Source organism: Francisella philomiragia (genome assembly GCF_018135955.1).
GTDB classification, from domain to species: domain Bacteria; phylum Pseudomonadota; class Gammaproteobacteria; order Francisellales; family Francisellaceae; genus Francisella; species Francisella philomiragia.
In genome coordinates, this window is record NZ_CP063138.1 from 1337836 (window position 1) to 1362505 (window position 24670).

Sequence of the window (24670 nt, forward strand, 5' to 3'; positions counted from 1 at the left end):
ATATATTCTAGATAATGAGAATCTTAATATTTAGTCAGTTCTTACTTTAAGAAGTCTACTAATAAATATAAAAAATAATGCTATAGCTGTACCACTGAACGTTTCTATCAAACGTAAACCAGTATTTAGAAAAGGTGAATAACTTGGCTGATACAACCCTAATGCAACAATTACCCCAGCATTTGCACTACTCATTTTGATAGCATTCTCAAGATGTAGAGTCGCTGTGATAAGAACACTAATTGCCACAGCTAAAATCATGACATAATAATGATAACCTAAAATAGATGTAAAAATAAATGCTGTGATACCACCTATTACAGAGCCTACAAGAATTTGAAAAGCTGCTGAGTAAGAGTCTCTAATACTTAATTGTAAAATTGTAGAAACTGTAATCAAACACCAGAAACCACCAATTACAGACTGACCTCGGTGCAACAACTCAGATAGATAAAAGCCAAACAAAAAACATATACAAGCAGCTATTGCAATTTCTAAACTTATATAAATATCTTTATATATTTTTTTTATTTCTGTAGTTCTATTTTCCATATAATCCTAGACCTTAAAACTATTGATCTCAAAATAGCTCTTTATTTCATAAAATTAAAGCTGTATAACATAATTCTATATAAATAATTATCTTAGAAGGAAATCTTTTGATATGTCTATGCAACAAAATCAACATCAAACAATATTTATATCTCACGGAGGTGGACCTCTTCCTTTACTAGGTGATAAAAACCATCAAGAACTCGTTAATGCTCTACAAACATTATCTCAAAAATTCAAAAAGCCTGAAGCGATAATTGTTATTAGTGCTCACTGGGAAGAGCCTATAGTAACAATTACAGCTAAACAAAATCCTTCCTTGATATATGATTACTATGGTTTCCCTGAAGAATCTTATAACATAAAATATCCAGCTTTCGGAAATCCTGAATTAGCAAATAAGTTATATAACATTTTTAATGACCTTGAAATACCAAGCAAGCTTGATTTTGATAGAGGTTTCGATCATGGCCTTTTTGTACCTCTTAAAACAATGTATCCAAATGCAGATATACCTTGTATTCAAATATCTTTAAATCAAAACTTAGATCCCTCTCAACATATAAGTATAGGTGAAGCGATTTCACAATTAAATCAACCTAATTTATTAATTATTGGATCAGGTTTTTCATTTCATAATATGAGAGCCTTTTTTAATACTTCTTTAGACAAAAATAATGAAATGAATAAATCTTTTGAAAAATGGTTAATCGATACCTGCTCAAATAGAAATTTGACAGAACAAGAAAGAACCAATAGATTGATTAACTGGGAGGATGCTCCAAATGCAAGATACTGTCATCCACGTGAAGAACATTTAATTCCCTTACATGTTTGCTATGGTGCAAATAAGACTGCTTGCAAAGAATATCAAACATTATCAATTTTGAATAAAGAGTCTAGTATTTATATATGGTAGAACGTAGAACTTATTTATATCTAATTTACAATACTCTCTCTATACTAGCTTAGACTCAATCTCTATTATTAATGATCTCAAAAAAGTCTCTATAAATTTCTTCACCATCAAAATCTTCTATCTTTGGATGCTCATTATAAAATAGCTTAAAATACTCATTTTTATCCAACGATCTAGGATTATTATCATCTGAAATGACTTTATCCCAAGCTTGTTGTTTTTGTTTATCTGACTTTTTATATCTCTTATCATAACTCTCTCCATCAGCAAGCAATGCTTCTGCTAAAAATAAATGTACTAAACTTGGCTTAGATACTATCTTTTCCGCATTTGATAGATATTTCTCTAATAACTCTTTTGCACCTAAATGACTTATAGCAAAAGTATTAGCATCTGCTTGATTTTTGTCTTTATCAAAATAGACATAAGTAGCAGTGATATCTTGTTGCTCTGATAATGCCACTAATAGTGCTGTCAAATATAATTCAAATCGATGCTTAATACCAAAAGTTGAAGTTGTATGTAGCATAACTTGATTATCTTTGATATGACAATTAGCCTCTAGCTCATATCCTAATATCTCTTGATGAAAATATTTAGACTCATAATTTGCTAAATTCGCCTTATCTAATAGCTTTTGAATATTCTCAACTTCTTTATTAATCTCATTTTCAGTAAGTACAGATTCTGGAAGCTTACCACTTAGCGTAGCTGTTTTTATGGTTAATTCTTTATCTTTATTATTCTCAAGAGTATTTAGTAAATCTTGTTTAAATTTATGCTTATCTAAACTATTTATATCAAATGGCTCACTGTCTTCTAGCTCTTCAAAGTCATCCTCTAAATATAGTTCTAAGCCATAATTTGTATAAGCTTTAATTGGGTCTTCAAAGATTTTGACAAGTTTTGAGATACTTAAGCTCTTTGGTAGATTGACACTATTACTTAATAACTTTGAATCATAAAATATCTTAGGCTCCGACTGTAACAACTTCAACCAAGCCTCATCATAACTTCTGTATTCATCAGCATAACATTTAGAACTAAAAGGATGTAATGGATATTCTTTGATATCAGCCTTTCCCCAGCCATAATTCAAACCCAAATAGCTAGTCAACTCTTTGAGTATTAGACTTGGTTGTTGCTCAACATTAGTCTTAACACTTCTACCAATATAGCTAAGATACAAATAATCTCGTGCAGATGTAATAGCCTCTAGAAATAAATATCTATCATCATCTCGCTTAGTTCTATCGCCTTTAACTCTTCCAAGTCTTGCCATCAAATCAAAACTAATCGCAGATTCTTGGCGTGGGAACTTACCATTATTTAAACCCAACATCGCTATCACTCTAAAAGGAACATTACGCATTGGTGTCATTGAGCAGAATGTTACTTTACCATTTAAGAAATGGTTATTAATAATTGGTTCAGATAACTGCGAAATCAGACAATATCTAATTGTATACAAATCAATCTCTTCTGCTAGCAATACATCTTTAGCTGTAGTGACTGTCTTTACGACTATATCTTTGATTTTCTTAGCGATATATTGCTCATCATTAGTTACATCAAAGACATCATCAAACATCTCCAAAAGATAGTCCTGCCATGCTTCTAAGCTTCTTGGTTTAAGTAACTCTTGAGAATATCTCTCAAGTAGCTCTAGCAACTCATACAAGCCACCAAGTTCAGCAATCTCACTACCTTCAATCACAGGTATAGTCATCAATTGATCTAGCTCTTGATAATTGATAGATATTCCCCTTTGGTACGAAGGGGTAGCAGTCGCAGACTGACGGGGTAGTTTTAAATCGACAATATGATTACTATCACTATAACTAAACCCAAACATCAGTCTCTTAAGCCCCCAACTCCATGAGAAGGTTTGACCATTATTACTATGATGAATACATGACTCTTTTAACCAATAGCGAATAGTTTCTAATTGCTCATCGCTAATTTTGAACTTTTGCTGAATTGCTGGAACCGATAAATAGTCTAGTATCTTATTAACTTCAAAGTTACTCTCTGGCAACTGCAAAAGCTCAATAAAGCTAGCAGCTAAAGGCTCTGAATCTAATAATGTCCTATCTGCTATCGAGCATGGTAACTTTTTATCTGTTGGATATCTTGAGAACACACTATCAATATACGGTGAATAATCTTCAATATTTGGACACATTACCAAAATATCTCGAGGCTTAATGCTAGGATCTGCTTTGATCATATCCAAAAGCTTATCATGTAAAACCTGCACTTCTCTAAGTGGACTATGACATGAGTTAATACTAATGCTTAAATCTTTTTGCTTAGCGTGGTTTTGACAATCTAGCTCCAATAGATTTCGCTGTAGGCTTACTAGCTGTGTTTGATTATTATCAGCAAGTTTCTCAAAATCTAACGAATTTTTATCAAACTTTTCAAAAACTTCTAATTCTTGCTTTTCTTGATTCTCTAAAAGCTGATTAAAAAACTCTTTACCTTGTTGACCTAGATTAGCCAAAAGAGGTTGAAGCTCATAGTCATCACTATCTAACCAAGCTGAGATTTTACTCTTATGTAAATCATACCAATACTCGCTACATGGATTAATATACAAAATATTAACATCAATATATTTAGCCAACTCAAATACAAAGCCAAGATTTTTGGGAGATATAGTATTAACCCCAAATATATAGATATCATTTGGTATATTTAGCTTTTCTAAGTTTTGTCGATTAAGCTTTTGGAGTGCTTCTGACTGGACTTTGTATGGTGTTTCAGCGACATCTTCAACAAGCCTGTGCCAAAGTAGCATTTGCCAATCTTCATCACTCTCTGGTTTAGCAGGATTTATATACTCGCCCTGCGCCCATTTTTGCAACCACTCACTTCGATATGATATATATTTTGAAAAAGTCTCGGCTATTTTAACGGATAGTTGATATTTCTTAAGATCACTATTTTGATAATATTCTTGGAGCTTAGGATTATTGATACTATCTAAACTTCTAAAAATTCTCCAAGCTAGAATATCTTTTGTGTATGCTTTTTTATATTCTTGTTTTGCTGTGAGCTCATAGCAGATATCAAGTATATAACCATTTATCATGTCATATTTAAGATTCATCGCAATATTGCGATATTGAGCTAATTGCATACTTAACCAATGTTGCATGCCACGACTACCAACTATTAGCTGTGTCGGTGTGAACAAATCTTTTTTTTCAACATCTAGAAGTTTAGATAAAACTTGAACTAGATATTCAAGCTTATTTGATGGATAGGTGTATAGCGCCATATTTAACTAACAAGAATATTTATATTAGTTATTTTAGCAAATTGAGTAGGCAAAAAATTATTATTTCGGTTTGAAAAACTAAAAAGAATCTGCTCGAGCTTTTTCCCAAGATCTTGCAAAACTAGCTGGCATATTACCATCTATCAAACTATTCTCAGGTATAAAATCATACAAATCAATATATGATTTAATCTCATTTACAGATACGCGCTTTTTGAGATTTTCTGGACCAATATCATTTGTAGAGGTTAACCCCATAGCTCCAACGATTTCTAAGCATGAATTAATTGTAGCCTTATGGAAGTTGTATACACGATACATCTTATCCTCTACTACTAGTGCTTTTGCAAGACGCTCATTTTGGGTTGCTACACCAACTGGACAAGTATTGTTATTACACTGGCGCGACTGAATACAACCTACAGCCATCATCATGGCTCTAGCAGAATTACAAGTATCTGCGCCCATAGCAAATAATCTAACCATATCAAAACCAGTAGCTACTTTACTACTTGCAACAATACGAATCTCATCGCGTAAGCCACAACCAACCAAAGCATTATGTACAAATATCAAGCTGTCCTCTAATGGCATACCTATATGATTAGAAAACTCTAAAGGTGCTGCACCAGTACCACCAGCTGCCCCATCTACAGTTATAAAATCAGGCTTAATACCTGTCTCAAGCATCGCCTTACATATAGCCAAAAATTCTACATGACTACCAATACAAAGCTTAAATCCTATTGGCTTACCATTTGATAAATCTCTTAATTGCTTTATAAAATGACAAAATTCAATTGGTGTTGAAAAAGCACTATGTGCTGGTGGTGATAAGACATCCTTACCCATAGATACTCCTCTGATTTCAGCAATTTCTGGAGTTATCTTAGCAGCGGGCAATACACCTCCATGAGATGGCTTAGCCCCTTGAGATAGCTTAATCTCGATCATCTTAACACTATCTAAATTTGCCTTTTCAGCAAACTTCTCAGCAGAAAAGTTACCATCTTCAGTGCGACAACCAAAATAAGCCGTACCAATCTGAAATACAATATCTCCACCTTGTAAATGATACTTGGTCAAGCCACCCTCACCAGTACAATGACAAAATCCACCCAACTTAGCACCTTTGTTCAGAGCCATAATTGCATTAGCTGATAATGCTCCAAAACTCATCGCTGATATATTCAGATGTGATGCCATATATGGTTGTTTACAATCAGAACCACCAAATTTAACCCGAGTTTCAACTTCATCCAAATGTTTTGGTACTAGCGAGTGCGTTACCCACTCATAACCGACTCTATCAATATCTTTCTCAGTACCAAATGCTACGGTGTCATTTAGACCTTTAGCACGGCGATAGATTGTCGATCTTGTCTCTCTACCAAATGGCTTTTCACTTTCATTATCCGCGATAAAATACTGCTGAATTTCAGGACGAATAAACTCAAGTATAAAACGCATATGCCCAACTATAGGGAAGTTTCTCAAGATTGCGTGTTTCGTTTGGGTAGTATCATATATTGCGACAACTACCAAAATAACTACAAACCCTATACTAACCCATATTGATGCGTGGAGTAATGAAAGAGATAATAGAACTATTATCACAAAAACAGCAAAGCCTATATACCATTTGCGGCGCTCACTTATATGCATAGATTTTGACCTTAAAATTTATTTAAAGAATTAACTCTAAAGCTAATTTAGCATGTATCTCATAAAGTTAAAATCTCTAAGTTTAGATAACACTAGTATTTACATTTAATTATCACAAGTATTTAGCTAATTTCATGATATCATCTGCTTAATAGTCATTTTATTTAGGACAAAACTATGAATAGAGATTTTTTTATAATACTATTTGCACTTTCTAATCTTATTGTAGCATCAGTATTGATTAGATATTCAGAAGTTGGTCCTATCGCAAGTTTTGGTTATAGACTCTTGCTACCTTGTATATTTTTATATTCATTTTTGGCAATCACCAAAGATGAAGAAAAACTATCAAAAAAATCACTCTATATCGCCGCGTTAACAGGATTTTTCTTAGCTTTAGATTTAGCTTTTTATAGTATCTCTCTGATTTATACATCAATAGCAGAAGCTAGTCTTCTAACTAACCTGTGCCCATTTATTACAACTTTCATAGCTATCATATTTCTCAAGGAGAAAGTCTCTCTTAAATACTATTTAGTTTTATTGGTAGCATTTATTGGCTTATTACTTCTTATGAGTCAGGCAGGTCTAAGCTCTCAACACCTTTTAGGTAATTGGCTAGCGATTATATCTGCAGTATTTTATGCTCTTTTCATTATCTTTTCTAAGAAACTTAGAGACTCTTGCTCAACTTTTAGAATGATGTTTATCGCCTCATTAAGTGGTTCAGTTGTATTATTTATATTAGCTTTTATTTTCAATGAACAGATAATTCCAACTACCGCTAGAGGTATTGCGATTTTATTAGCTATAGCTCTATTTGGACATTTACTTGGGAATATACTATATATTAGTCGTATTAAGCATATATCATTAGCTATGAGTTCTTTGGTTTTACTAATTGGTCCAGTATTTGCATTGTTATATGGCTATGTTCTATTTAGAGAAACATTCTCAATACAACAACTTGTGGGAATGTTTATAATTATACTATCTGTTTATTTAGGCAAAAAGGTACTAGAGAAACAAGTAATTAAGTAGACTTTAAGAGAAAGAAAACTCTCTTATAACTATATCTATGTTAGATACTTTTTTGATTGAATCGTGTAAATCTCTTGATGAATCATCAGGTCGAGTTTTAATCACAAAATTTAGATCACGAGACTTTTTGTATAATTTATTGATTATACTCTTATTATAGTTGTTTTCTAGAAGTGTAACTTGATGCCCAACTTTAGTTTCTAGAGCATGCCAACGCTCAACTATATATTTTCTTACTTCTGCTTTATATACTCTATTTACAACATGGTTCAAACTTACGTCTTGTATAGTATTTCTATTATCAGATGTATAGTGTTGCTTGATAACAGACAATAAATCTTTAATTTCCTGATTTTCTACTAGAATACTTTTTCTTATCATTTTTTAACTCCCTTATTTTATAAAAGTGCAGTTTTATCACACTTTTAATGGTAGCTAAATTTTGCTGTAAAGGGAAGTATTATTGCACTATTTTTCAAAAATTTATTGAATTGATAATTTGTCATCAATATACTTACATATAGAATATTCTATCTAGGATTAGAAATGTTTGATTATAAAACCGATCTAAAACCAGCCTTAAAAAGAATAGGCATGAAACAAGTCGAATTAGCCCAAAAACTTGGTAAAAGTGATCGCACTATCAAAGGTTGGGTTGCTGGTACTAATTGTCCCTCCTATGATGGACATATAGAGGTTATGAGGATACTAGGCTTAGAAGACAATTACCATCCTAATGATACATCTATACTAGCTATTGCTAATGTTCCGGTATTGAGTTATGTTCAGGCTGGTGAGTTTACCGAATCTCAAGAAAGTATAGATCCTATCGACCACTTACAAATTCCTCATTCTCTAGTACCCAAAAACGGTTTTTCACTGAGAGTACAGGGTGAAAGTATGCTCTATGATTCTTCAGAATCTCAACTGCTTAGTCCTAAATATGCTAAATATACTCTTTACGAAGGTGAGAATATTTTAGTTGACCCTAGCGAAATTAGTCCTCAAAATTTAGTTGATAAAATTGTAGTTGCTAGAAACTCCGATGGAGCCACAGTTAAACTACTATATAAAGATAATAACCGCTTATATTTGATGCCACTAAACTCAAAATTTCAAAATAATGATGAAATCAAATCACCAACTGATGCGGTAATAATCGGTAGAGTTGTTAATTCTTTTAATGTTAGAAGTTTTTGATAATTAGAAATATTGTCGATCAATTAAGATAATAATATACATCTAAGAACTAAAGACAACAACATTCAGCCAAATAACATTCCTGCCTGTTTTATCGTACGAGATAAAAAAATCTCTAATACTGAAGTCTAGGCTTTCAAATATCTTTCTTAGTGTTTGCTCATCATAATATGCAAAATACCTACCTGAATTATCAATCTCAGAATTATTACCCTGCTTAAAACATACATAAAAACATCCTTTTATACTTAGCATTTTTTTAATACTCTTAAAAACTTCGATTAGATTATCTTTTTCTAAATGCAATAAAGAAGCATTAGCCCAGATCAAATCGTATTTTTGATTAGTTTTATAACTAGTAATATCTGCAACCATATACTCAATGTTTGTATGATTGTTTATTCTTTTAGCTTCATTAATTATATTTCTTGAAAAATCTATAGCTATAACTTTTATACCTTTATTAGCAAAGTACAAAGCATCACGACCCGAGCCACAACCTATATCTAAAGCATTTTTAGCAGGAGCTATATACTTATCCAACCTCTTATATAAATCTGAAAAATCCACATTATTTGTATTTACTACATACTCTAATGCCTTTTCATCATAGTATTTTTTGGTGGTTACACTCATATTAAATCTTCCATTCATTAAAGCCTTGTCTAATAGCAGATTGGCATAATGAGCCTATCATAATTTTATAGCTATTAATAAAACTATCCTTAGCCAAGTTATTCAAAGAAACTATAGTATAATCTTCTATAACTTTAGTTTTGTTATTTGATTTGACCCAGTCATATAACTGATATTGCTGATTCGCTAATTTTTTTAAATATCTATCATCTATTAAAATCCTATCTGATTTTTGACTATTTAGGCTAGATTTAATTGGCGTTAAATTCCAAATCATATTATGAGCAACATAGTTCCATGGTACATAATGATCTAAATCAATACTTTGGTTTAAACTAGTTAGGATTGCACCATCATAGATATCGTAAATATTGAGATTATCTTTTATAAAATCATTCCAAATAGTTCTCTGCTTAGTTAGATTTTCTCTATTTTTATCAGCTACTGGATCAACCTTAAGCATTAGATTAGGAACATCAACATTATACTTAGCAAGATATTTAGCAAATTCTTGGGTTATATATGCTTTTAATAATAAGTAATTCTTTCTTAGATATTCTCTCCAATTAGGATTTAAAATCAAACTTTCATCATAGTGATCTATTTGATAAATTAGTATATCTGAATACTGGCTATTATTAGAGTCAAGAGAATCAATATAGTGTTTTTGCTTTTGACTATCATTACCCTTTATATCAAAGAAATTTGATTGAAATCTATATGGTACATATTTTAGAAAGTCTTTCTTTATAATTTCTCTAGACTCTTCACTATATATTTCTGTAAATTTAATTTTGTAATCTTTTGTTTTTGATTGAGCTTCTAATATATTTTTCTCAAATACGCTATCACTGTTACAACTTAGTCTAACTTTGTACTTAGTAACTAAGTTAGATGCATATATTCCAGAGTATGCCAAAATATCATATAATTTAATGTTATTTGATACAACACTATCATCATTTGCTAGCTCTAATAATGCTAATCCCCATAAGAACTTATAGGACTGTGTGGTTCTCTTAAATAACTGGAGAACTAGTTTACTGTAATCCATATTACATATATAAATTAACGAGATTATATGAAAATAATATCATACATTTAAAGTATATAGGCATTAGATATCATACAACTGTTTTTGTTTTCATATCCGGTAACGAATAGTTTAATAGTTACAAAAACACCCATCTAAACTGACTAAGATTTGTAATAGTGAAGAAATTAAAACTAATGATGGTGCCCGGGGCCGGACTCGAACCGGCACGGAGGTTAAGCTCCGAGGGATTTTAAGTCCCTTGTGTCTACCAATTTCACCACCCGGGCAGTTAGTGGAGGCTGAGGCCGGAATCGAACCGGCGTCCAAGGCTTTGCAGGCCTCTGCATAACCATTTTGCTACTCAGCCACACAAACCTAAGAGTATGGAGCGGGAAACGAGGCTCGAACTCGCGACCCCAACCTTGGCAAGGTTGTGCTCTACCACTGAGCTATTCCCGCTTTATAGGGTGATATATTACCTTATTTTCAAAAGTTGTCAATAGAGATATAGCTTTAATTTTCAAGAAATATTAATTTTTAGTTCTGATTAACATCAAAACTAATCTTGAAGAGATTTTGAATATTATTTATAAGTTTAACATCAGGGCTCTTACTTAAATCAACATTACCATTATTTTTGATAGGATTATTTCTTTTTAGAGTTTTAGCATCATTAGCTAACATATTTAATAGAGCCATCTCATTAACGGGCTTATTTGCCTTAGCATGGATACTTATATTCTTAGGATTCTGCAAAAACATTGCAAAAGATGATAATACCTGCTGTAAGAATTTATCTTGTTGCTGCACTGCAAAAAGCTGTAACAGTGCTCCATATGAGCCTAATATTTGCTGAGGAGTCGTATTCGGATCTTGATTTGCAAGCCTAGCTATTTTTTCAAGTAGACCATAGTTAGCAAATGTAACATTTACATTTTTTAGACATAGCTCATTATTACAATCGTATAAATCTTTTTGATCTTGCGCACCTACACCTAAGTATGGCAATAAGCTTAATTTGTCATTTACCATCGCTTCAGCACTACCTTTTAGACTTGCTAGTCCATCTGCTTGTATATCAAAATTAGTATTATATTTATTATTCTTAAATTGGCGATCTGAATTAATTTTTATATTAATATTATCAGTATCAAGTATTGAAAATACTTGTCTTATCGGTGATTTCTCAGGGAAAAAGTCCTTTTGGAAATTAAGTTGGATTTTTGAGTCAGCAGTATTTGACTTCACATATGCATTATCTAAAGCCTTACTTGTACCATCAATAATTTGATTAATAGTACTATCACTTAAGTCTACGCCATCAATCACGATATTATATTTACCATAATTATTAGCACCTAACTTTCCATCAAAGTTTAATGTTAACTCTCCAGATTTCTTACCTAATTCACCATTAAAATCTAATATTGGATCTTGCTTGTACTCTTTTCCTAAATATTTATCTGTTATTTCTTTTAAAACTTCTGAAAAGTTTGCATCGAAACTAAGATTTTGTATCTTCGAGTTCATACACTCTGTCATCAATGCTGCTAAGAAGTCCATATCAACACTAGTTCCAGACAAGTCTATGCCTTTAAATTTGGCATTTGTTTTTATAAATGTCTTTTTACCTATAGTTGAATTTAATACAAAATCAATCGTACTATTATTATAGTTATAGTTAATATCAAGGTTATATAACGCCTGACCTATACTGTTCATTAAAATAGCAAATATACCTTGGTTATTTGCAAGATCTTTTGGATCTGTATTTGAGCTAACTACATTACTATTAGCAACTGCCGTAGCTAAATTTGCTACACTTAAACCTTCGATTTTAATGTTAAAATTATTTTTAACCGTTTGTCCAGCCTTTAAGCCTGCAAATGTAGCTTTATTAATACTGATATTTGGATTTTTCGGATCATTACTTATTATCATAATATCAGTTGCTACTAGACTACCACTTTTATCCTGAGAAACACTACCTACTGTTATTTTTGTAGGATATGGAAATAGCGAATCTAAATTACTAATAAGCATCTCTTTGTTATCATACTTCTCTTGACTAGTTAACTTAGTAGCTTCAGTTGCTGTTGTTGCATATAAATTTGTTGTTGCAAAAGTAGCTAAACATAATGATGTCAATAATATTTTTTTCTGCAAACGCATTCGATATCCTCTTTTTTTTAAAAGTTTTTAATCTAATTTATAACCTAAAGTAAGCTGAAATCCACTCCAAAACTTACCACATACCTTAGGAATCAAATATAATGTTCATTCATTAGTTTTCAGCAGTCATCATGCTTAATTATATTCAATAAACTGCTATTTTTCTTACAACTAATAACAAAACTCTATATATTTACCCAAGTATTAATTATAATCTTTCTTTAGTATAACATTATGATATTAAACACTTAGCAAAGTTTAATAGATTTATTAAAAAAATTACACTTATGAAAGATCTATCAAGATTAGATATAACTAAAAAAACAACAAAAGAAAATCCCCAAGAACTACAAAAACCTACAGGCTCTAAAAAGAAAAAAATAGTAATTGCAGCCGTAGTATGCCTATTGGTAATAGCTGTAGCATCTAAACTTGTAAATAAACATCTAAAAAAAGTTAAAGCTGAAGAAGAAAAAGCAAAAGCTGAGCTACAAGTGGATCAAAGTAATAATTCAGCAGAAACTCAAGATAATAAAGATGATAGTACCCAAACCGATGCGACAAATAGTGATCAAAAACCAGACTTCTCTGAAAATGGTAGTGGCGGAAAAATGGTATTTACATTCTACAACAGTCTTAAGCATGATAGTGTAGAAGTTGATGTTCAACCTGATGCACAAAGAGCGCAGTATAAATATACATACATATATCAGATAGCTTCATTTAGAAATATGGATGAAGCCTCTTGGTATGTCAAAAAAATGAAAGAAGATGGTCTTAACCCACAGTTCCAGCGCGTAGGTAACTGGATTAGAATGTATATTGGACCTTATGATAGCAAGCGCGCTATGGCTCCGGATATAATCAAACTTCAGAGAATTGGATTAAACGGTGGTTTCCCACGTGAAATTAGTCGTACAAAAATAGAACCTACAGATACTAAAAAAGATTCAAAAAATGAATCGACAAACGATCCGAAAGACTCAACCAACGATAAAAATCCTAAAAATTAAACCACTTTAAAAGTTATTCTTTAACTCTCTAAGCTTAACAAACATTTCTCTACCCAATCGATATTCAGGTAACGCCTGTAATAAAGACTTATCACTTATAGATCTGATAAAAATATTAAGCTTACTCTCCTCTGCTAAATTCACAACCGGCTTATGTTCAGCTGCAAGCTCTGCAACTTGATTTCTATAATAATTAAAAGATTCATCATTAGGCAGTATACTAAGTGCAAAATCAAGATTACTTTGCCAATAGTCATGAGCTGGATATGGTTTTATGTCTCCATCTAAACTAGAAATTTTGACTACTGAATCATACAGCTGATTTACATCAGCCGAAAGCGCATGTACACCACCAACACCAGCATTAAACAATGTATCTCCACAGAAAAGAGCCTTCTCTTTCTCAAACAAGAAACATACATGATCATCTATATGTCCAGGAGTATACATTACCTTACAGCTTGTAAAACCGAAATCTACAAAATCACCATCAGCAACATAAATATTTGGCTTTAAAAGCTCATTATCTGCATAAGCATACACCAAAGCATCAGGATAGATCTCAAGCAATTTCTTAACTCCAGCAATATGATCGCCATGCCTATGTGTAATAAGTATTGCCTCAAGCTTTAAAGTATTTTGTTTGATAAATTCATCAAATATATCTGCTTTAAGAGGATCTATGACAATAGCATAATTCTCATCATATAATAAATATTGATAATTTCTTAAGCTGTTATTCAAAAACCATCTTTTAACTTGCATCTAAATATACCTTTTAGTTATTTTGATAAACTAACTTTGTTGCTGAGATATCTACACCAGCCACATCACCATTTTTTATAAAAAACTTACACAATATATGATGATATCTTTCTAGTTGTGTAATAGTCAGTAATTCCTTAGTATGCCTTTCAATATAATCGTAAGCCATTTTGAAACTATAATTATCTGACTTAACTACAGCGAGTTCTAGTAACATAAGGATACTATTATAATCATGGTTAGTTCTAGTAAGAACTTTTTCAGATAATTTAGCGACCGGTATGCTAAACGCATTGACGTAAATTTTTAGCATTTCTGGCAAGATATTATTTGCAGTTAATTGCTTCTTAGCAAACTTCTCAGCCAACACCATTTCTTCAAAGTCAACAAGCTGCTCTAGATATACTCTACTTATTGTATTAGTTGTTTCTGCTTTATTATATATATCTGATAGTTTATCAACATCTTTTGCTTTTCTTAGTGCCAAGATAATTAATCTTTCACCCAAGTCCTGTTTTAGATAAACATCGTATTTTTCTAAAATTTTGAGAGCAAACACATCATCCTCATCAGCTAAAGCGATACTTGCAGACAAATTTGCAATATTAGGTAAAAATCTATAATCATTTTTCTCTAAAAGTACAGTGACTTTAGCACGTGCTTCTGAGAACTTCTGTACAAGATAAAGCTTATATACCTCAAAAAATTTATACACATTTGTATTATTATTAATCTGTTTAAGAGCTTTATCCAATTCTTTAATATCTTTGCTGTTCGCAATCATACAAATCTTCTTAAAAAGCACATACTCTTTAAGATGTCTTGGAGATATTTTAGAAATATTTGAAATACTTAGCTTACTAGTTAGTCTATTATTTTCCAAAACCATGTCAGCAAGCAAATCTGTAAATCTCTCCTGTTTATCAACCGTAAATAGACCAATAAACCAATTAAATAATAAATATGGAAGTTGAAAACTTAACTTAATTACCCTAAAGCCAAAAACTAATACGAATAATAGTATAAAAACTACAAATACAAAGGCAACTAAGTTTACTTTGATAGCTTTATCAGCCATCACTAACATAATATATCCATGGTTTTTAGTTGCCCATATACCAATCAAAGTAGCTAGAACAACAACTATTATAAGCTTGAAAATTCTTATCATTTATCACTTCCTTGTATACTTATATTAGTTTTAGCCAAGTTCGATTCTTTTACTAAAAGTTTATTTTGCTGCTCAGATAACTGATTAATCACCTTATCTAAACTACTATTTATATCATCAAGATTTTGCGATCTAATATTTTCTATACTGGTCTTCAACTCTTTTGCATTGCTATCTTGCACAAAGTATCGATCGACAATATTGATCAGGTTATCTTTAGCTTGATCAATGCTATCTTGATCATTACTATACATAGCACTCTGTAGCTGTATCAATGAGTTATACAAATTACTTGCAACAGCTTGTTTAGCTTGATTAGTTGCAACAAGAGTCTGATTCTCTGGTATGTTTTGTATTTCAACTACAGAATTTAAAATTTTCATATAATTATTTTGAGAGGATGTGTTAGCCTCCATAGAAGCATTCTCAGGAGTGATATATCTAAGCTTACCAAACTGCTGTTGAATAGAAGCAAACTGCTTAATGACATCACTTCTTGAAAGAGACTTTCTTATCGAATCTTTTACTTTCTGACGCTCACTAACACTTATATTTGCAACCCCACTAGCCTCTATTTTATCAAATGCACTATCAACCAGTTCATTAGCCTTTTGTGCATTACCATCAAAAATTGCCACATCTTTAGCTAATACTAAGTAGTTAATAGCCGACTGAATATTAACTATACTCATCTGCAGATACAAATCCTTAGTTGGAACTGCTACTTGATTACCTAATGTTGTAATCTGAGACTGTGTAGCTTTAAGGCTCTCTGTCAAAAAATCATTTTGAGCACCTAAATCTTTTATTGTCTCTTTTTGTTCAGCCTGTATTGATTTAAGTGATTCAAGTTGGTTTTGTAAGATAGTTAAAGCTTGATCATTAGCACCAAGTTTATTATCACCTCTTTCAAAATCAATAACAGAATAACTAGCCAAACCAAGAGCTACTAAAGATACAACAATGCTTGCTTTAGAAAAGATATTAAATGACGTTTTGTTCTTATCTAAATTTGACTCCTGAGCAACATTATCATTAGTGTTATTGGTTTGCTCTTGCTGAATATTTTTTTCCTGTGACATTCTTAGCCTCAATATGTTCTCGTATTTTTTGATAGATACAGTTATTATCTAATTTCTCAAGCTTCAAAGTATTTTCGAAGCCTTGTTCATTAACAAATTTTAGCATTTTTGGGCTTGTTATGGTAACAATTGCAGCTCTTGGAGCTACTATTTCGCCAAAAATCCTATTCAAAGACTTAAAAATATCGATACTTGTGGTAACAATAACATCAGGATTTATACCATCATCAATAAATTTTAAATACGCTTGGCTAAGCGCAGCAACACTCTCAAAAACTCTCTGATAAGTTTCAAATTTATCGCACTTTGTTAGTTGCGATATTTCTTTGACAAGCAATTCATTTCCAGAAACCCCAGAGATAACTGCAAAACTATCATCAGAAACATCTTCTTCCAAGATTAGCTTCAAAAGCTCTTGTGAACCATGATCATGTGGATATATAGCATCTAAACCATATTTTTTTAGAGTTTTTGCGGTGCTTTGACCTACACTGTAGAGTTTTTTATCATGAAACAATTCAGGATTATATTGAGTAAATAAACTTTCAACAGCATATTTACTAGTAAATATATAACTTGTATAACCCAGTACTGAACTTGCTATTCTAATGTAATCTATATTAATACATGGTAAACTCGTAGCTGTATACCCTTTAGATCTTAGTAATTGTGAAAGCTTATCAGCATCATCCTTAGGGCGACAAACTAATATTTTCATTTACTGGTTTTCTTGTGCAGTTGCATAGATATAATCTAGCATTGACTTTAGACCATTAGCTCTTGTAGAGCTCAAATTATTGCCAAAACCAATTTCCTTAATAAAAGCAGTATCTGAATTAAGTATATCTGCTGGAGTTGCTTCACTATATACTCTTAATAGCATTCCAATCAACCCTGAAACAATCAATGCATCACTAGTAGCTATAAAATGTAACTTACCATCTTTTATACTGCTGTCGAACCAGACTTGGGATTGACAGCCTTTAACCAAATTCTCCTCAGTTTTTTTATTTTGAGGAAACTCTGGTAATTGCTTACCCAACGATATGACATAATCATACTTATCTTCCCAATCTTCAAAGAAAGATAATTCTTCAACTAATTCTTGCTGTCTTTGTATAACTTGATTTTCCATACTAACTATTACTATTTTAAATATATGATGTTTTGAAACTTATGATATGTTATCACACACACAAATTCATATAAACGTGATAAAACATCATATTTTCCTAAAAAAACTAAAAATAATGTTGACAGCATCGCAAAACAGCAATATAATACCTCACAAGTTCCCCGATAGCTCAGTCGGTAGAGCAGTTGACTGTTAATCAATTGGTCGGCGGTTCAAGTCCGTCTCGGGGAGCCAATAAATTCAAGAAAAATTTTCCACTATACTAAAAAGTTTTTTACTTAGGGCTATTTGGTAGTTTGTATTTTTCTCCTCCTTTCTTATCTCTAAATTTATGAATTCTGAATAGCCCTAAGTGTGCTTATCATCATAATATTAATTTTACTTATAATATAATTTAGAAATTTCGATTTCACTTATAGTTAAATTTTGACTATACTCGTTAACATCAGTATTTATAAAGTTTGACAATATGATATTTTTAATCTTTCTAACAACATTTCTTAGCTTAATATTTGCAATAACAAATAAGCATAAGTTGGCTATCACCCTTTTCCTTGTGTCTTTGGGATTATTACTAGTAGTATTTATTCCTCATACAATTCGATACATAAATATTCAACTTTAAGGGGCTAGCTATGAAAGATAATATTTTAGATTTATTCGACTCTATAGCTATTATTGGTATAAGTATTGTATTAGCAATGGCTTTTTATTATCAACTTTATTTCCAAGAGCTACCGTGTGCCTTATGTGTGTTCCAAAGAATGTCACTGAGCTTATTAACTTTTGGATTACTACTAAACTTGTCGCATGGTAATAAATACAAGAACTATTTGTTCGTAACATTAGTAGCTATTTTAAATGCTGCAATGGCGATGACACAAATACTTTTACATATTGTTCCAGGTACTGGAAATTATGGAGATGCAGTATTTTCATTACATATGTATACTTGGAATTTTATTGTAAGTATTATTTTCATAATATATGCAACTATTTGCGGATTCTTTACTCCAAATGAAGACAAAAAGAAAAATTTAAGTTCATTCACAAAGATAGCGATATTTTTGATACTAGCTTTAACACTTGCCAATACAATAAATGTATTTGTTGAATGTGGACCACATCTTTGCCCATCTGATCCAGATAGTTATTGGTTATTAAATCTATAAAAAATAATTGACATAAAATTTATTCAGTATAGAATATACACTCCTAAGCAAAATCATATCCAGCAAGTAACAAAGTTACGCTTTTGGGTTTGATCGAGTCTTAATATATAAAGATTACTCTAGGTGATACTCCTTAGTTTTTTCATATCTCCTTAACTTCCTTCATCTAGAGTCAATTTTTATATTTTATAATTATTTTTTTGCTATAATTTAGCTCATATTTTTATTTTGAAATTTAGATAATCATGAAAGCTACACAAACCCTTATTGCTACTACAAAAGAGCTTCCTAAAGAGGCCGTACTTACTAGCCATCAATACATGCTAAAAGCTGGTTTGATAAAAAAACTTGCTTCAGGAATCTATACATGGATGCCTATAGGATTAAAAGTTCTACAGAAAATCCAGAATATAGTTCGTGAAGAGATGAATAAAGCTGGAGCAAGTGAGTTACTACTGCCAAGCGTACTACCTTCAGAGCTTTTACAAGAAACTCATCGCTGGGATAAATTTGGTCCTGAACTTCTGAAGCTAAAAGATAGGCATGAAAGAGATTTTTGCTATGGCCCAACCCATGAAGAACCTATTGTAGACATGGCTCGTGACACTATCAAGAGTTACAAACAATTACCTCTAAATCTTTATCAAATTCAAACAAAATTTAGGGATGAAATCCGCCCTCGTTTTGGTGTGATGCGTGCCCGTGAATTTATCATGAAAGATGCTTACTCATTCCATGAGAATAGCCAATGTTTACATAACACCTACAATAAGATGCATGAAACTTATTGTAATATCCTTGATAAAATTGGCTTAGTATATCGTCCTGTCCGCGCTGACACTGGAGCAATCGGTGGTGATAATAGTCATGAGTTTCAAGTATTAGCTAATGCTGGTGAAGATATTATATGCTATAGCAATAGCTCTGATTATGCTGCAAATATTGAGTTAGCAACATATGCAAAACCAGATTTAAGCACAAGAGCAATTTCTGAGAATACTATAACAAAAATTCATACTCCAAATATTAAGACTATCGAAAAACTTTGTAGCGAACTTGATTTTGATATCAAAAAAACTATTAAAACTATGGTTATAAAAGATGCTAAAGGTAACTTCCTCGCTTTAGTTATCCGAGGAGATCATGAACTTAACGAGACAAAAATCAATAAGCTCGAACAAATTGTAGCACCATACACTCTTGCAACCAAAGATGAAATTTTCTCTATTTTTAATGCTAATCCAGGTTCATTAGGGATAGTTAACTGTCCTGTACAAATTATAGCTGATTATAGTGCAATGATGATTGAAGATATCTGTTGTGGCGCAAATGAAGATGACTATCATTTTACAAATGTGAATTGGGATAGAGATATCACTAGTTATCAAATTGCCGATATTAGAAACGTAGTTACAGGAGATATATCTCCAGATAATAATGGAACTCTAGAGCTCACAAATGGTATTGAGGTTGGACATATTTTTGAGCTTGAAGATGTTTATTCAAAACCAATGAATGCCAATATAATTGGTCAAGATGGCAAATCTAAACCTATGCTTATGGGTTGCTACGGTTTTGGAGTATCGCGTGTAATGGCTGCTGCAATTGAACAGTCTCATGATGAAAATGGAATCATTTGGCCAGAGGCTATCGCTCCATATCAAGTTGCAATATTGCCAATCAACTATAACAAATCTGAAAGTGTCAAACAAACAGCTGACAAACTCTATCAAGAGTTACTCGCAAAAGGAATAGATGTTATTTTAGATGATAGAGGCGCAAGACCTGGTGTGATGTTTGCAGATGCAGATCTTATCGGCTACTCTCATCATGTGGTTATTGGTGATAGACTTTTAGAGCAAGGTTTGATTGAGTATAAAAATCGTAAAACTCAAGAAAAACAAGAAATCACATTAGAGAAATTGTTCGACATTCTAGCCTAATTCTTTTCCATAAACCTTATCAAAACCATAAAACTTAGCATAAGCATCGTTATTATAAGCATTTTCATCAGATGTGATATCATCTATAAAAGTTATTTGACTAAATTCAGGAATCATCGGTAAGATAGGATCAGAGATCTCATTTTGCTGATAATATGTAACTAAAGTATCTCTATATCTTTCAAACTTATCTATTTCAAAATAAATACTTACAATTAATGCGAGTTGCATTACTAATAATACTAAAAACATACAACTTAAAGAATTTAATCGTAGCCTTAACTTCAGAATAAAACTAGTACTATGATTATAAAATTGCTGCATCATTATTATAAAGAATACTGCATCATAAATTAATAAAACTCTTTGATTCAAATCATAAGACTTAGCCACAGGTGTCAATACAAATATTGAAGACGCAATTGCCACCCCATATACAAAAGAAGCTCTCTTAGTGATATTTTTGTTTGTGAAAATAAGAACTAAGGATATCAATAACATCAACATAGGAATAAGTGTATCGCTAGGTTTTGTTACAATTTGTGTAACTAAGTTTATGAGCTGATTTAATACAGAAATATGCTCTCCTGCCGACATTGTGTTTAGTCTTACATAGTTACCAGGAGCTGCTATCAGAATTATACCTCCGACCGCACAAGCTATAAAAAAATATAATATATTCTTAGCTATTTCAGCTTGAGAAAGCTTTTGATTTAAAAAGTATGCCAAACACAAGATAATTGCGACACTAACAAATATCTCATTATATAAGCCAATAAAAAAACCTGTGAATAAACTAAACCATATGTTCTGCTTATTTTTCACTACTGATATGTAATAAAAGACAGTTAACAGTGTTATACCCCAAAAATACTGTACCGCCGCTGTTTTCCAGACAACATTAGCAATAAATCCTGTTTGATAAAAAAGGAAGATAAAAAAGAAAATATATATTAAAAAGTCTTTCGAAAATAGTTCAACTTTTGTTTTAAATCTTACTATTTTATATGAATATAGCACAAACAGATAAAAACATATCGAGTTAATTATATTGATCATAAATACTGATAAATGGATATATTTCTTACTCAAAAACAGATAAATTAATGCCTGCGCTGATATCCGCCCTGTCCAATGAATATAATTTGATGCAATACCACGAAGATATATGATAAAACCCTTATCAAGAGCATCAGTATAAGCTCTACCAAAATCATCAGCTCTTAAAGGCTGTAAATAGTTTATAACAAAGAAAAAAGCTATTATCAAAACAGCTATTATTACATTTGTACGTGAAATTTTCATCAATACTATAAATAATAAAACGTTATGAAGAAGTCTATATTATTTATCAAACTGAATAAAGCCTAAAACATCACGACTATAATGTGACAATCAGAGTCATCAATATAAAATATTTTCTTGATATAAAAACATCTACTGCTATACATAACTATACTATTTTTTCCTTAATAGCTTTAATAAAGCTTTGTAGTTAAATATAATTAGGTGTATTTTAACAGTCTTACCCTATGGAGATTTTATGACAGAGATATCATCATTACTTAATAAGTCTCTTAATTTCATCCAAAGAAACTTTATAATTCTAGGTGTTGTACTTTTTTTCACAATACTCGGTTATGGATACTTCATAACACACTGGGCTGTTGACTCTGACTCTGTAATGGCAACATTCCGTTCATACAACTCTGATTGGATAGCTCATGGCAGACCCATAGATGCATTATATAATTATTTAAGTCTTGAGCAAGTACTTCCTTTTTTTAATGACTTCATAGCAGTAAGTTTTATTTTTATCTCAGGTATTTTATGGCTTATAGTGATAGAAAATTGTCAAGTAAGACTATCTAAAACTCTATCTATAATATTTGCATGTATTTTTATTATTTGCCCAATGTACTCATTCTTCTTGAGATTCACTCTTCAAAATATATTTACAGAATTTTCAATGTTAGTATGTGTGCTATCTGCCTATCATTTTTCTTCTTTTCTAAATACAAAGAGATTTTTTAACCTTATATCTTCTATTATACTTTGCTCATTAGCTTTGATGAGTTATCAAACTTACGTCTCATACTTTATTACATCAGCTTTACTTATAGTTCTTATTAGAACGATAGCAAACCCTGATGAGAAGTTTAATGTTTTAGAATTAATATATGGCGGTTTTATTCTAATAGTAGCTCTATTCATATATAAAATAGTTTGCATTGCATCTTTTTTTATTACCCCTCAGTCAGATTATACTGAGCAATTTATTGGTTGGGGCAGTCAACCACTCACTTCAATCATTAGTGGCTGGAAAGTATACTTCCATTCATTATTGTCTATGAACTTTAACTTCTTTATTTTATTAACAGTATATTTTACACTACCTTTTCTAGTTATCATTAATATCTTAAAGAAAAGGATATCTGTTGCGTTACTTATTATAATATTTGTGCTATCGCCTTTCGCTCTAGTATTTGCACTAGGTAATGGAGTACCTTTAAGAACCTTACAAGCAGTGCCTTTGATGTTAGCAGGAGTTTGGCTAGTTTTTTATAACTCTTTTAGTAGCAAAGCTATAAAAACCATTATTACTACTGCCATCATTATAATTACACTTTTTAATGCTCAATATATCACTAGACTTTTCTACAGTGACGTAATGAGATTACAGTACGATAAAAACTTCGCAAACCGTATATACAACAACATACTTGATAAAACTGGAGATGCTATAGAAAGTAAACCTTTAGTTATAATCGGCAAGTATTACCATACACCGAAACCCTTTATCGTACATTTTGACTCGATTGGACCATCATTTTTTGATACAGACGCTGAGCAATCTGTGCGTCTACATAATTTTATGAGCTGGCTAGGTAATGACTATATTATGCCAAGCCAAACCGAAGTCAATGAGGCTTATAAAGTCTCTGATCACATGCCAACATATCCAAATACTGGCTACATAAAAGAAACTAAAGATTTAATAGTTTTAAAGTTAGCTGATAGGGTTGTAGTAAATCCTTTACCTATTGATCTTAACATTAAAAATCTTAATCAATTATCTTTATCGAAGATACAAAGTAATATTGAATTTATAAAGCAAGAAAATAATGGATTAAATATAAGCGGTTGGTCGTATATCAAAAACAAAGATGCTGCAAATACTAAAATATATATTCGTATAACAAATGACGATTCATCTAAAATATATCCAGTGAACATTAAACAAAGACCTGATATCTCGAGACTATATAACGATGCTTCAAACATACAAGACAGTGGCTGGAGTATTACCTTTACAAATAATCCTTTACAAAAAGATAGTCGCATTGATTTAATACTAGTCAATGGCTCAGAATATATCGAGACAAACATACCTAAAAAAATCCAACCAATTGCATTAAATTTAACTGAGTATAAAGAACTATCATATACTTCTCAAAGAAGCTATGTTGATACCTTATCTTATAATAACAACATATTGACAATAGCTGGCTGGGGATATATGAAACACAAAGATGCATTAAATACTAAAATATATATTAAATTACACAATGCAGATCATGATTATATATTTAAAGCTAATAGGACAAGCAAAAATAGTATTCAGGAATTATCAAGCGATACACTAAACGTCAAACAAAGTGGTTTCAGTCTTGTCAATAAGTATCCTTTATTAACTGGTAGGTATAGAATATTTTTAATATTAGTTAATCAAGATACTTATGTAATTGCTGACACAGGGCTGTCTATTAACAATGCGTAATCAAGAATGTAATAAAATTAGTATCTCACTTAATAACATTTTGAAATACATCTATACGATTAATTGATATTAAGATACCAATCATTTTATTAATAGAGAAG

At 31.4% G+C, this 24670-nt stretch carries 20 protein-coding genes and 4 tRNA genes; 8 read left to right on the forward strand and 16 right to left on the reverse strand.

Annotation, left to right across the window (positions count from 1 at the left end):
* Nucleotides 1-30 precede the first annotated feature (30 nt).
* Complete coding sequence (locus tag IMS64_RS06560; RefSeq protein WP_211490204.1) at nt 31-552, reverse strand: FUSC family protein; 522 nt, start codon at nt 550-552, stop codon at nt 31-33.
* Nucleotides 553-664: 112 nt separating this feature from the next.
* Between IMS64_RS06560 and IMS64_RS06565 the strand changes: the two genes are divergently transcribed.
* The gene (locus IMS64_RS06565; protein ID WP_244972890.1) at nt 665-1471 is read left to right on the forward strand and encodes a DODA-type extradiol aromatic ring-opening family dioxygenase; all 807 of its coding nucleotides are present in this window, start codon (nt 665-667) and stop codon (nt 1469-1471) included.
* 55 nt (nt 1472-1526) lie between these two features.
* Here IMS64_RS06565 and recC read toward each other — a convergent pair whose 3' ends face one another.
* The gene (recC, locus tag IMS64_RS06570; protein ID WP_211490205.1) at nt 1527-4757 is read right to left on the reverse strand and encodes an exodeoxyribonuclease V subunit gamma; all 3231 of its coding nucleotides are present in this window, start codon (nt 4755-4757) and stop codon (nt 1527-1529) included.
* Nucleotides 4758-4835: 78 nt separating this feature from the next.
* Entirely contained in the window at nt 4836-6422 is a 1587-nt protein-coding gene (locus tag IMS64_RS06575) for an FMN-binding glutamate synthase family protein (protein ID WP_211490206.1), read from the reverse strand.
* A gap of 177 nt (nt 6423-6599) precedes the next feature.
* On the opposite strand from IMS64_RS06575, the gene IMS64_RS06580 reads away from it, so the two are divergent.
* Nucleotides 6600-7463, forward strand: a complete 864-nt coding sequence (locus tag IMS64_RS06580; RefSeq protein ID WP_004287345.1) for a DMT family transporter — start codon at nt 6600-6602, stop codon at nt 7461-7463.
* 3 nt (nt 7464-7466) lie between these two features.
* Here IMS64_RS06580 and IMS64_RS06585 read toward each other — a convergent pair whose 3' ends face one another.
* Nucleotides 7467-7844: a hypothetical protein gene (locus tag IMS64_RS06585; RefSeq protein ID WP_004287344.1), complete on the reverse strand. Its 378-nt coding sequence runs from the start codon at nt 7842-7844 to the stop codon at nt 7467-7469.
* 165 nt (nt 7845-8009) lie between these two features.
* Between IMS64_RS06585 and IMS64_RS06590 the strand changes: the two genes are divergently transcribed.
* Complete coding sequence (locus tag IMS64_RS06590) at nt 8010-8663, forward strand: LexA family protein (RefSeq protein ID WP_211490207.1); 654 nt, start codon at nt 8010-8012, stop codon at nt 8661-8663.
* Nucleotides 8664-8705: 42 nt separating this feature from the next.
* Here the strand turns inward: IMS64_RS06590 and IMS64_RS06595 are convergent, their stop codons facing one another.
* The 6 genes from IMS64_RS06595 to IMS64_RS06620 all read right to left on the reverse strand — a co-directional run bounded on the left by IMS64_RS06595 (nt 8706) and on the right by IMS64_RS06620 (nt 12507).
* The gene (locus IMS64_RS06595; RefSeq protein WP_052470964.1) at nt 8706-9299 is read right to left on the reverse strand and encodes a class I SAM-dependent methyltransferase; all 594 of its coding nucleotides are present in this window, start codon (nt 9297-9299) and stop codon (nt 8706-8708) included.
* A gap of 1 nt (nt 9300) precedes the next feature.
* On the reverse strand, nt 9301-10353 hold the full coding sequence (locus IMS64_RS06600; RefSeq protein WP_012280683.1) for an HNH endonuclease domain-containing protein: 1053 nt from the start codon (nt 10351-10353) through the stop codon (nt 9301-9303).
* A 180-nt stretch (nt 10354-10533) separates the two neighbouring features.
* Nucleotides 10534-10622 (reverse strand) — tRNA-Leu (locus IMS64_RS06605).
* A 6-nt stretch (nt 10623-10628) separates the two neighbouring features.
* Nucleotides 10629-10702 (reverse strand) — tRNA-Cys (locus IMS64_RS06610).
* A gap of 17 nt (nt 10703-10719) precedes the next feature.
* Nucleotides 10720-10794 (reverse strand) — tRNA-Gly (locus IMS64_RS06615).
* Nucleotides 10795-10872: 78 nt separating this feature from the next.
* Complete coding sequence (locus IMS64_RS06620) at nt 10873-12507, reverse strand: hypothetical protein (protein WP_211490208.1); 1635 nt, start codon at nt 12505-12507, stop codon at nt 10873-10875.
* Between the two features lie 287 nt (nt 12508-12794).
* Between IMS64_RS06620 and IMS64_RS06625 the strand changes: the two genes are divergently transcribed.
* Nucleotides 12795-13520 carry an SPOR domain-containing protein gene (locus IMS64_RS06625; RefSeq protein WP_211490209.1) on the forward strand — a complete coding sequence of 242 codons (726 nt, stop codon included), beginning with the start codon at nt 12795-12797 and terminating at the stop codon, nt 13518-13520.
* A gap of 6 nt (nt 13521-13526) precedes the next feature.
* Here the strand turns inward: IMS64_RS06625 and IMS64_RS06630 are convergent, their stop codons facing one another.
* From IMS64_RS06630 to IMS64_RS06650, 5 genes are read right to left on the reverse strand one after another with little or no spacing between them, the layout of a single operon-like run.
* Nucleotides 13527-14285, reverse strand: a complete 759-nt coding sequence (locus IMS64_RS06630) for an MBL fold metallo-hydrolase (RefSeq protein ID WP_211490210.1) — start codon at nt 14283-14285, stop codon at nt 13527-13529.
* Between the two features lie 13 nt (nt 14286-14298).
* Nucleotides 14299-15456 (reverse strand): heme biosynthesis protein HemY, encoded by a 1158-nt coding sequence (locus IMS64_RS06635; RefSeq protein WP_012280679.1) that lies wholly within the window; start codon nt 15454-15456, stop codon nt 14299-14301.
* Nucleotides 15453-16538: a hypothetical protein gene (locus tag IMS64_RS06640; RefSeq protein ID WP_211490211.1), complete on the reverse strand. Its 1086-nt coding sequence runs from the start codon at nt 16536-16538 to the stop codon at nt 15453-15455. Before IMS64_RS06640 ends, IMS64_RS06635 begins: the two co-directional genes overlap by 4 nt.
* Nucleotides 16498-17256: a uroporphyrinogen-III synthase gene (locus IMS64_RS06645; protein ID WP_211490212.1), complete on the reverse strand. Its 759-nt coding sequence runs from the start codon at nt 17254-17256 to the stop codon at nt 16498-16500. The genes IMS64_RS06640 and IMS64_RS06645 overlap by 41 nt, the downstream gene beginning before the upstream one ends.
* A complete protein-coding gene (locus IMS64_RS06650; RefSeq protein WP_012280676.1) occupies nt 17257-17673 on the reverse strand; it encodes a SufE family protein in 417 nt (138 codons plus the stop codon).
* 158 nt (nt 17674-17831) lie between these two features.
* Between IMS64_RS06650 and IMS64_RS06655 the strand changes: the two genes are divergently transcribed.
* The 3 genes from IMS64_RS06655 (at nt 17832) to IMS64_RS06665 (ending at nt 20788) form a co-directional block, all read left to right on the forward strand.
* Nucleotides 17832-17907 (forward strand) — tRNA-Asn (locus IMS64_RS06655).
* 401 nt (nt 17908-18308) lie between these two features.
* Nucleotides 18309-18845 (forward strand): disulfide bond formation protein B, encoded by a 537-nt coding sequence (locus IMS64_RS06660; protein WP_088821491.1) that lies wholly within the window; start codon nt 18309-18311, stop codon nt 18843-18845.
* A gap of 245 nt (nt 18846-19090) precedes the next feature.
* A complete protein-coding gene (locus IMS64_RS06665; RefSeq protein WP_211490213.1) occupies nt 19091-20788 on the forward strand; it encodes a proline--tRNA ligase in 1698 nt (565 codons plus the stop codon).
* Here IMS64_RS06665 and IMS64_RS06670 read toward each other — a convergent pair.
* Nucleotides 20780-22093, reverse strand: coding sequence for a DUF6056 family protein (locus tag IMS64_RS06670; protein ID WP_088821493.1), 1314 nt, complete (start codon nt 22091-22093; stop codon nt 20780-20782). The two genes, IMS64_RS06665 and IMS64_RS06670, sit on opposite strands and share 9 nt — an antisense overlap.
* Nucleotides 22094-22331: 238 nt before the next feature.
* Between IMS64_RS06670 and IMS64_RS06675 the strand changes: the two genes are divergently transcribed.
* A complete protein-coding gene (locus IMS64_RS06675) occupies nt 22332-24569 on the forward strand; it encodes a glucosyltransferase domain-containing protein (RefSeq protein WP_088821494.1) in 2238 nt (745 codons plus the stop codon).
* Nucleotides 24570-24670: the final 101 nt, after the last annotated feature.